This window comes from Pseudoroseomonas ludipueritiae (assembly GCF_014490445.1).
In the GTDB taxonomy this organism is placed as follows: domain Bacteria; phylum Pseudomonadota; class Alphaproteobacteria; order Acetobacterales; family Acetobacteraceae; genus Pseudoroseomonas; species Pseudoroseomonas ludipueritiae.
The window spans coordinates 21,276-27,360 of record NZ_JACTUZ010000049.1; the positions used below are offsets into that span (position 1 = coordinate 21,276).

Genomic DNA, 6,085 nt, shown 5'->3' on the forward strand with positions numbered 1-6,085 from the left:
TCATCTGAAGGCCCCGCCGCCATGCGTTCCGCCGGCCTCTGGTCCAGCGCCCTTGCGCTGATCGCTGCCCTGCTGCTGCCCTGGTACCTGGTGCAGGACGGCATCGGTGTTCTTTCCTTCGCCGATGGCGGCTGGCTGACCGACCCGGATGGTGCCCCCGCCCTGGGCATGATCCTGGCCGAGGGCCGCTGGTGGCTCTGGCCGGCGGTGCTGGCGCCAATGCTGGGGCTGGCGGCGGCGCTGCTGCCGCTCTCCCGCCCCACGCGCTCCTGGCTCTTCCTCCTGGCGGGCGGGCTGGGGCTGGGGCTGCTGGCGGCGCAGGGCTGGAGCATCGGCCCGCGCGGCTGGATGGCCCCCTGGCTGGAAGCCACCTTCGGCGAGACGGAGCTGCGGCAATACGGCATCGGCTGGGGCGGCACCCTCGTCTCCTGCGCCCTTTGCGTGCTGCTGGCGGCGGGGCTGGCCGGGCGCGGCGCCTTCCGCGGCGATGCTTTCACCGCCACGGTCGCGGTGGTGCTGACCGTCTCCATCCTGGTCTTCACCGCGCTGCCCATCGCGCAGATGATGGCCGGCGCCTTCCGCGACATGAGCGGCGCCTTCGCGCCCTCCTCGGCCGTGACGCGGCTGATGGACGACCGGCTCTGGGGCCTGGGTTGCCTCGCCGGCGCGCCGCGCTGCGGCGTGGTCTGGAACACCCTTTTGCTGGCGCTGCTGACGGCGGCGGGCACCACGGCGCTGGGCCTCGCCTTCGCGCTGCTGGTGACGCGCGGCCGGCTGCGCTACCCGGCGCCGCTGCGCTGGATGACGGTGCTGCCGATCGTCACGCCCCCCTTCATCCTTGGCCTCGGGCTGATCCTGATCTTCGGCCGCTCCGGCCTCGTCTCCCAGGCCGCCTCGGCTTGGTTCGGCATCGAGCTGGGGCGCTGGATCTATGGCCTGCCGGGCCTGCTGCTGGCGCAGCTCTTCGCCTTCACACCCATCGCCTTCCTGGTGCTGATCGGCGTGGTGGAGGGGCTTTCGCCGACGCTGGAGGAAGCTTCCCAGACCCTGCGGGCGGATGAGCGCGCCACCTTCCGCACCATCACCCTGCCGCTGCTGCTGCCGGGCCTGGCCAATGCCTTCCTGCTGGGCTTCGTGGAAAGCATCGCCGATTTCGGCAATGCCGTGGTGCTCGGCGGTTCCTTCAACGTGCTGGCCACCGAGATCTTCTTCGCGGTGGTGGGCGCCCAGGCGGATGCCGGGCGCGCCGCCTCGCTTTCCCTGGTGCTGCTGGTGCTGACCCTGGTGGTCTTCTTCCTGCAGCAGCGGCTGACGGCGCGGAAATCCTATGTCTCCATCTCCGGCAAGGGCGATGCCGGCCTGCCGCCGCCGCTGCCGCGCGGCGTGCGCCGCCTCTGCCTGATCGTCGCCGGCACCTGGACGGCGCTGACGGTCGGCCTCTACCTGCTCGCCTTCCTGGGCGGCTTCGTCGAGGTCTGGGGCCGCGACTACACGCCCACCCTGCGCCACTTCGTGAAGGCCTTCTCCATCGAGGGCGGGCAGTTCACCGGCCTGGCCTGGAACAGCGTGCTGACCACGCTGGAACTGGCCGCCATCTCCGCCCCCATCACGGCGGTGCTGGGCATCCTGGCCGCCTGGCTGTTTTCCCGCACCCGCTTCGCGGGGAAGGGGATGCTGGAATTCGCCACCCTGCTCTCCTTCGCGGTGCCGGGCACGGTGATCGGCGTGGCCTATCTCGCCGCCTTCAACCTGCCGCCGCTGGAACTGGCCGGGACGGGCGCCATCATCGTCGCCTGCTTTGTGTTCCGGAACCTGCCGGTGGGCCTGCGCTCCGGCATGGCGGCCATGGCGCAGATCGACGGCTCGCTGGACGAAGCCTCCCATACGCTCGGCGGCGGCGGGCTGGACGCCTTCCGCCGCGTGGTGCTGCCGTTGCTGCGGCCGGCCATCGTGGCTGGGCTGACCTATTCCTTTGTGCGCGCCATGACCACCGTCTCCGCCGTCATCTTCCTGGTGACCGCCGAGACCGAGCTGGCCACCGTCTTCATCGTCAACCGCATCATCAACGGCGACTACGGCCTCGCCATCTCCACCTCGCTGGCGCTGATCGTGCTGATGCTGGCGGTGCTGGGGGTGATGAACCTGATCGTCGGCCGCCGCCGCATCGGCCGCCGCGCCGCCGCTGCCGCCACCCCTGTCGCCGCCGCGCCTGTTCCCGGAGCCATCGCATGAGCCGCGCCGCCGAAGTCCGCTTCGAGAATGTCACCAAGCGCTACCCCGGCAGCACCGCCGTGGCGGTGAACAATGTCTCCTTCACCATCCCGGCGGGCACGCTTTGCACGCTGCTCGGCCCCTCCGGCTGCGGCAAGACCACCACGCTGCGGATGATCGCGGGGCTGGAATACCCTTCCGAGGGCCGCGTGCTGATCGGCGGCAAGGATGTCTCCGCCCTGCCGCCGGCCGAGCGCGACGTGTCCATGGTCTTCCAGTCCTATGCCCTCTTCCCGCACATGAATGTGCTGGAGAATGTGGGCTATGGCCTGACCATCTCCCGCCAGCCCAAGGCGCGGGTGCGGGAGGCGGCGCGGGCCGCGCTGGCCTCGGTCGGCCTGTCCGGCTTCGAGGAACGGCTGCCGTCGGAACTCTCCGGCGGCCAGCAGCAGCGCGTGGCGGTGGCGCGCGCCCTGGTGCTGGAGCCGGCGGTGCTGTTGTTCGACGAGCCGCTGTCCAATCTTGATGCCCGGCTGCGCCGCAAGATGCGGGAGGAGATCCGCGACCTGCAGCAGCGGCTCGGCGTCACCGTCGCCTATGTGACGCATGACCAGGCCGAGGCCCTGGCGATCTCCGATAAGGTGATCGTGATGAACCAGGCCGTGATCGCGCAGGAAGGCACGCCGCGCGACCTCTACGAGGCCCCGGCCAGCGATTTCGTCGCCGGCTTCGTGGGCGAGGCCAACCGGCTTCCCGCCACGCTGTCCCACCGCGAGGGGGAGATGGCACGGGTGACCATTGGCGCCACCACGCTCTCGCTGCCGCATCGGGGCGCGGCGGAGGGCGCGGTGCGGCTGGCCGTGCGGCCCGAGGCCGTCTCGCTGCTGGATGCGGCCGACCCGGCCGCCGCGCTGCGCGGCAAGGTGGCCAAGGCCGCCTATCTGGGCGGGCTGATGGAATATACCCTGGCCACCGAGGCCGGCGAGGTCTTCGTGATCGACCCCGAGACCCGCCGCCCGCGCGGGGTGGGGGAAGAGGTAGGCCTCAGCCTTGGGCAGCGAGGCGTCGCCGTATTGCCGGCGTGAAACGCCCCTTGGCAGAGGGGCGGGGTTAGGCGATTGACCGGCGGCCGTGCGGCCATTTCCCTGGACCGCCCGCCGGGGGTATCCTGCCGCCACATGAACCGCCTCGACCGCTACCTCTTCCGCCAGCTCGCCATCGGCCTGGTGGCCGTCACGGTGGGCCTGGCCGCCCTGGTCTGGCTGACCCAGAGCCTCCGCTTCATTGAGCTGGTGCTGGACCGCGGCCTCTCGCCCGCGGTCTTCGTGGAGCTGACCGGGCTGCTGCTGCCCTCATTCGTCGCCGTCATCCTGCCCATCACCACCTTCGTGGTGACGCTCTTCACCTATGTGCGGCTGGCCGGGGACCGGGAGCTGGTGGTGATGCGCGCGGCCGGCCTCTCCGACTGGCGGCTGTCACGGCCGGCGCTGCTGCTGGCGGGGCTTTCCACCGCCTTCTGCCTCTTTCTCCAGATCTGGCTGGTGCCGGTCAGCCATGCCGCCTTCCGCGAATGGCAGTTCGAGATCCGCAACGAGATGGCCGCCATCCTGGTGCAGGAAGGCGTCTTCAGCTCGGTGGGCGACGACCTGACCGTCTATGCCCGGCGGCGGGACCCGGATGGCACCCTCTATGGCATCATGGTGCATGACCAGCGCGACCCCGCCGCGCCCGTGACCATCATGGCGGAGCGCGGCCGGCTGGCCTCCACCCCGCATGGCCCGCGCGTGACGCTGCAGAACGGCGTGCGGCAGACCCTGCAGCAGTCGCCCCCTGGCGCGCCCAACCCGGGCCCGCGCCTCTCGGTGCTGACCTTCGAGGAAAACAGCCTCGACCTCGCCGCTTCCTCGCGCTCGCAGCAGGAGGCCAGCCGCAACCGCGACTCGCGGGAGCGATTCGTGGGCGAGCTGCTGCACCCCGACCCGGCCGAGAACCTGCCGGAGCGCGACATCCGCAAGTTCCGCGCCGAGGCGCATCAGCGCCTCTCCTCGCCCTTCACCGCCCTGGCCTATGCCCTGGTGGCCCTGGCCACCGCGCTCTCCTCCGCCTTCCGCCGCCATGGCGATTCACGCCCGGCGGCCATGGGTGTCGGTATCGTGGTGACGCTGCTGGCCCTGGGCCTGGCCGCGGGCAATGCGGCGGCGCGCGACAACATCTTCATTCCGCTGATCTGGCTACAGGTGGCGCTGCCGATGCTGGGCGCCCTCTGGGTGCTGCTGGGCTCGCCCGGCCTGCCCCGGCGGCGGCCGCGCCTGCCGCCGGAACTGGGCGGCGAGGAACCTTCCCTGGGCACCGCGCCCGGCCCACGCCTGTCCTGAGCGCCCCATGCCCTTTGCCCTGACCCTTTCGGCCTATGTGGCGCGCCGCTTCGCCAGCATGGCCATCATCATGATCCTGGCGCTGACCGGGCTCGTGGCGCTGTTTGACTTCATCGAGCTACTGCGCCGTGCCGCCACCCGCGCCGATGCCGGCTTCGGGCTGGTGCTGACCATCGCCGGGCTGCGGCTGCCTTACGTGATGCTGCAGATCCTGCCCTTCGCGGTGCTGCTGGGCGGCATCATCGCCTTCTGGCGCCTCGCCCGCTCCTCCGAGCTGGTGGTGGCGCGGGCGGCGGGCGTCTCGGCCTGGGGCTTCCTGCTGGGGCCGGTGCTGGTGGCGGTCTGCCTCGGCGTGCTCTCCATCACCGTGGTCTCGCCGCTCTCGGCCGCCATGTTCTCCCGGGCCGAGCGATTGGACGCCACCTATCTGCGCAATGCCTCCGGCCCCGCCATGCTGTCCGGCGGGCGGCTCTGGCTGCGGCAGGCGGATACGGGGCTGGAGCCCGGCGGCACCATCATCATGGCCGGGCGGCCGGAACTGGGGCAGGGCAGCTTTCTGCTGCACGATGTCTCGCTCTGGCGCCTTTCCGCCATCGACCGGCCGCTGGAGCGGGTGGAAGCCCCCACCGCCCGGCTGGCGGCTGGGGCCTGGACGCTGGAGAATGCCGTCACTTTCGGAGCCACCCGCCAGGCCGGCGCGCCGGCCATGTTGGTGGTGCCCACCACGCTGACCCCCGACCGCATCGAGGAAAGCTTCGCCAGCCCCGATACGCTCTCCTTCTGGGCCCTGCCGGCCTTTATCCAGGTGCTGGAGAATTCCGGCTTCTCGGCCATCCGGCACCGGCTGCATTTCCATTCCCTGCTCTCCCTGCCGCTGCTCGCGGCCGCCATGGCGCTGATGGCGGCGGGCTTTTCCATGCGGCAGTCCCGGCGGGGCGACGTGGCGCGCACCCTTGGGCTCGGTGTCGCGGCCGGCTTCGCGTTGTTCCTGCTGGACAAGGTGGCCGAGGAATTCGGCCAGGCAGGCAACCTGCCGGTGGAACTGGCGGCCTGGGCGCCCTCGCTCGCCGGGCTGATGCTGGCGCTGGCGCTGCTGCTGCATCTGGAAGACGGCTGAGCCCAGGCTTTCCGGGCCTGGGCCTGACCGGAAAGTGATCGGCCGGCAGCGTGGCCAGGATGTCGCGCCACGAGGCTGAAACATGACAGGGGCCAAGCGCCCTCTCGTCGCCGTGCCGGTAACGGGCTATTCAAGGGCCATGCACCGAGCCATGCACGGCGCCGGGAACCATCCGGCCGGGATCACCACGCGGCGCCGCGTCCGGCGCGGGCCGCATTGGCGCGCCGTTCTGCTGGGGGGCGCCGCGCTCTGGCCGGCCCTCCTGCTATCGGGCGGCGCTTCTGCCCAATCGCTGCTGGGCTCCGGCGCCTCGGGCGCGGGGGCGGGGCTGGGCACCGATGTCATGGGCGGCGGCGCGACCCAGGATCTGGGCGTCGCCAAT

The 6,085-nt window shown here is 71.4% G+C and carries 5 protein-coding genes; all 5 read left to right on the forward strand.

Annotated features, from left to right (window positions below; all coding sequences use genetic code 11):
* Window positions 1-21 precede the first annotated feature (21 nt).
* The gene (locus tag IBL25_RS12545) at window positions 22-2,232 is read left to right on the forward strand and encodes an ABC transporter permease (protein WP_187778888.1); all 2,211 of its coding nucleotides are present in this window, start codon (window positions 22-24) and stop codon (window positions 2,230-2,232) included.
* Complete coding sequence (locus IBL25_RS12550) at window positions 2,229-3,296, forward strand: ABC transporter ATP-binding protein (protein WP_187778889.1); 1,068 nt, start codon at window positions 2,229-2,231, stop codon at window positions 3,294-3,296. Before IBL25_RS12545 ends, IBL25_RS12550 begins: the two co-directional genes overlap by 4 nt.
* A gap of 93 nt (window positions 3,297-3,389) precedes the next feature.
* Complete coding sequence (gene lptF, locus IBL25_RS12555; protein WP_187778890.1) at window positions 3,390-4,586, forward strand: LPS export ABC transporter permease LptF; 1,197 nt, start codon at window positions 3,390-3,392, stop codon at window positions 4,584-4,586.
* A 7-nt stretch (window positions 4,587-4,593) separates the two neighbouring features.
* Complete coding sequence (gene lptG / locus IBL25_RS12560; RefSeq protein WP_187778891.1) at window positions 4,594-5,703, forward strand: LPS export ABC transporter permease LptG; 1,110 nt, start codon at window positions 4,594-4,596, stop codon at window positions 5,701-5,703.
* A 151-nt stretch (window positions 5,704-5,854) separates the two neighbouring features.
* The coding region (locus IBL25_RS12565) for a hypothetical protein (RefSeq protein WP_187778892.1) at window positions 5,855-6,085 on the forward strand (231 nt) is incomplete at its 3' end.